Origin of the sequence: Thalassospira sp. UBA848 (genome assembly GCF_002295455.1) — a bacterium.
Taxonomy (GTDB): Bacteria; Pseudomonadota; Alphaproteobacteria; order Rhodospirillales; family Thalassospiraceae; genus Thalassospira.
Genome location: NZ_DBGS01000125.1, coordinates 1 through 3599, shown reverse-complemented (window position 1 = coordinate 3599; position 3599 = coordinate 1). Strand labels below are relative to the sequence as shown.

The following is a 3599-nucleotide window of genomic DNA, read 5'->3' as shown; positions in this document are numbered from 1 at the left end:
CCTTCATAAAGATCGGCGAAGCTTTGATCGGGGGATTTGTCAGTGTTCCCGGCAAGGCCGGAAAACAGGGCGGCAAGGTAACGCCTGGCATCGGCATAGTCGGATCCCTGTTTAACCATCCATTGTGCTGCACTTTCAAGCACGGTGAAATAGGTCGCCATCAGGGCACTTCCCGTCGCGTAGCCATCAAAAGCACCGATGGTTTCGGCCGCCACCGCCCCGCCGAGTTTTTCAAACAGGGCCATGACATCGGGCGAACCGGGATAGACCGCCGTGACACAGGCATGATGTTCGACCGGTGGCAGGGGGATGGCACGATCACATTGTGCGTTGGTGCCAAGCCAAAGCTTAAGGTCGGCAAGCGGGATGGTGGCGATCAGGCTGACAATCTGTTTGTCATCGGGCACGCGCAGCGTTGAGAGAACATCACCGGCAATCTGTGGCAGAACCGCAAGAAAGATCATATCGGACTGATCAATGATCGCCTGATTATCGTTTTCGACCCGCACCCGGTCAAAGTCGGTGGCGAGCTTTGCGGAGATATGCGCGCTTCGGCGTGAAACGATGATTTCGGACACCGGATAGTCAGATGTCAAAAGACCGCGAATGACCGCATCGCTGATTGCGCCGGTTCCGATAAAGCCTAGTTTCATTGAAAATCCTCTGTTGCGAAGGCCTCTGAGAGGTCTGGTTCAGGAAGCGGGCCATCCTTGCCATCATAGGCGGCAATCACGCGAAATTCCGGACCATCCGTTGTTGAATGGCTTTCATACAAGCAGAAACGATCAACGGTGAACACCCGCGAGGTCACATCCCCATGATCGACAATCGCCTGTTCGATGGAAGCCCGCGCGGCATCGCGATTGCGGCCCAGCGTGATATGCGGGGTGAATTTTCGCATATCCATATCCGGGCATTCTTCAAGTGCGAGAAGCGCATTTTCCACCCGATTGGCAAGCGTGTGCAACGCCGGTTGATCCTTTACCCCGGCCCAGAAAATGCGGACCTTGCGGTTGGATGCAAACATATCAAGTCCGGATACCTGCAAATCAAAGGGGTCGAATTTGACCTGCGAGAGGGCCTTGTCAATCTCGCCTGCCAGCCCCGGATCGACATTACCGATGAATTTCAGGGTGATGTGCATGTTTTCCGGGGTCTGGGGATCAAGCCCCTTGATTGCACGCCCCAGCGGATAAAGTTCGACCGCAATATCGTGGGGAATTTCCACACCAACAAACAAACGCATGTCTTCAATCCAATTATAGTTCGGGGGTGGGTCAAAAGCGGCTCAAGAAGGAATAGTATATGGATATTATCCGGTCGAGCGCGCAGGCAGCGGCAAAGCGTCGTCTTCACCATCGATTTGCGGGAAATTGCCCGCCGCCCAGTCAGACTTGGCCGCCTCAATCCGGTCCTTGCTGCTGGAAACAAAGTTCCACCAGATGTGACGTTTGCCAAGCGGCAACCCGCCGAGCAACATCACACGACAATCGGTTTTGGCGACGATATCGGGGATTTCTTCGGGCGCGACATATAGAAGGCTTTGTGGTTCGTGACTTTCGCCGTCGACCATTAGCGTGCCGGATACAACATAAATCGCCCCTTCCTGATTTTCGCCAGGCAGGACAAGCTGCGCGCCTTCGTCAATGGCGACATCCAGGTAATAGAGCTTGGACTTGACCGGCACCGGGGCAGTTTTGCCAAAGGCTTCGCCCGCGATCAGGCGCATATGAAGCCCGGCATCCTCGATGATTGGAAGATCATCCTTCGGTACATGATAAAAGGCGGGATCGGATTCCTCGTCCTCTTCGGGAAGGGCAACCCAAAGCTGCAAGCCATGAAGGGCATGAACCGAATTGCGCACGATCTCGGTTTCGCGTTCGGAATGGGTAATACCCCGGCCCGCATGCATCCAGTTGAGATCACCCGGGGTGATTTCGATATTGCTGCCCAGACTGTCGTGATGGAGGATCGCACCATTGAACAGATAGGTGACGGTGGCCAAGCCGATATGCGGATGCGGGGGGACATCAACACCGTGGCCGGGCTCGAACTTTACCGGGCCCATGTGATCAAAAAACACAAACGGACCGACAGAACGTACCTCGCGGTGAGGTAAAATGCGGCGGACCGTCATATCCCCGAGATCAGCTTCCTTGCCGTTGATACGCTTAACCATGGGTCGCCTCCGTCTCGGTGGTGAGGGATACGGCGAGGCATGGATTACCGCGCCGCATCTCCCAAGTTTGGGGTCAAAATCTGACCATCCTGTGACGTTGCCGCCAAGGATATCCCTTCAGTTCCTTACGGGCAGGGATAGGTATAGATTTTGTGAATGTTTTCGATTTCTTCGAGAACAGTGTCCGACAGGGTGATTTTGGCGGATCCAATATTGGATTTGAGCTGTTCCATGCTGGTCGCGCCAATGATGTTCGAGGTCAGGAACGGGCGCGAATTGACATAGGCCAGCGCCATCTGTGCCGGATCAAGGCCGTTATCCTTGGCAAGCTTCACATAGGCTTCGGTTGCCTTGACCCCGTTTTCGGTCAGATAGCGCCCGAAATACTGGGGCCAGACAGAGGAACGCGCACCTTCGGGACGCGCACCGCCCAAATATTTGCCCGACAGCGCCCCACCGCCCAGCGGCGAATAGGCCAAAAGACCGGCATCTTCGCGGATCGAACATTCGGCCAGACCGACTTCATATTGCCGGGTCAGAAGGCTGTAGGGGTTCTGAACAGAGACCACCCGCGGCCAGCCATTCTTTTCGGCCAGCTCAAGGAACTTCATCAGGCCCCAAGGGCTTTCATTCGACAAACCGATATGGCGGACCTTGCCAGCCTTGACCAGCTCATCAAGGGCGCCAAGGGTTTCCTCGATCGGGGTGAATTGTTCTTCCGCGTCATGGGTATAGCCCAGCTTGGAGAAGAAGTTGGAATTCCGATCCGGCCAGTGAAGCTGATAAAGATCGACATAATCGGTTTTCAGGCGCGCAAGCGATGCGTCAATCGCCTCAAAGATTTGCCCGCGGGTCAGACGCGGCCCACCGCGCACATACGGGAAACGATCCGCCGGACCGACGACCTTGGTGGCAATCACCAGATCATCACGACGGCCGCGCTTTTCAAGCCAGTTACCAATGATGGTTTCGGTTTTGGTAAAGGTCTCTTCCATCGCCGGGACCGGATACATTTCGGCTGTGTCGATGAAATTGATTTCGTTGGCAGTGGCGTAATCAAGCTGTTCGAAAGCTTCGTCTTGCGTGTTCTGCTGGCCCCAGGTCATGGTGCCCAGACAAATCACACTGACATCAATATCAGTACGCCCCAGTCGACGATATTCCATATGAAATTCCCCTGTTTTGTGCCGCCAGAACCGCTGAATCGGGGCGGCACATGATTTTGCAATGGTATGAATATATCCGCTTGGCCGCGCGATGAAACCGTTGGCGGGCAAATTTATTGTGACGGGGTATGAGGCGGCTCTGGCGTCAGGACCTAGATAAACAGGGTCAGAACCCCGGTATATCCATAGAAGCGGTCATTGCAGATTTCGCCATTGCCATAAAAGCCGGTCAGCGGCAGATCGCCCAGTTCATC

At 55.0% G+C, this 3599-nt stretch carries 4 protein-coding genes; all 4 read right to left on the bottom strand.

The genetic code is table 11. From position 1 onward, the window contains the following. The coding region (locus tag B2R48_RS17255) for a pyrroline-5-carboxylate reductase (protein WP_297002971.1) at positions 1-653 on the bottom strand (653 nt) is incomplete at its 3' end. Beyond that, positions 650-1246: an RNA 2',3'-cyclic phosphodiesterase gene (gene thpR, locus B2R48_RS17250; RefSeq protein WP_062956865.1), complete on the bottom strand. Its 597-nt coding sequence runs from the start codon at positions 1244-1246 to the stop codon at positions 650-652. The genes B2R48_RS17255 and thpR, both read right to left, overlap by 4 nt. Positions 1247-1312: 66 nt before the next feature. Continuing rightward, positions 1313-2179: a pirin family protein gene (locus B2R48_RS17245; RefSeq protein ID WP_062956866.1), complete on the bottom strand. Its 867-nt coding sequence runs from the start codon at positions 2177-2179 to the stop codon at positions 1313-1315. Between the two features lie 125 nt (positions 2180-2304). Next, entirely contained in the window at positions 2305-3345 is a 1041-nt protein-coding gene (locus B2R48_RS17240) for an NADP(H)-dependent aldo-keto reductase (RefSeq protein WP_062956867.1), read from the bottom strand. Between the last annotated feature and the right edge of the window lie 254 nt (positions 3346-3599).

What these genes read in the sequence shown, in the direction of transcription:
- B2R48_RS17240 (WP_062956867.1), bottom strand. Translation starts at nt 3,345, where the DNA reads ATGGAATATCGTCGACTGGGGCGTACTGATATTGATGTCAGTGTGATT.
- thpR (WP_062956865.1), bottom strand. Translation starts at nt 1,246, where the DNA reads ATGCGTTTGTTTGTTGGTGTGGAAATTCCCCACGATATTGCGGTCGAA.
- B2R48_RS17245 (WP_062956866.1), bottom strand. Translation starts at nt 2,179, where the DNA reads ATGGTTAAGCGTATCAACGGCAAGGAAGCTGATCTCGGGGATATGACG.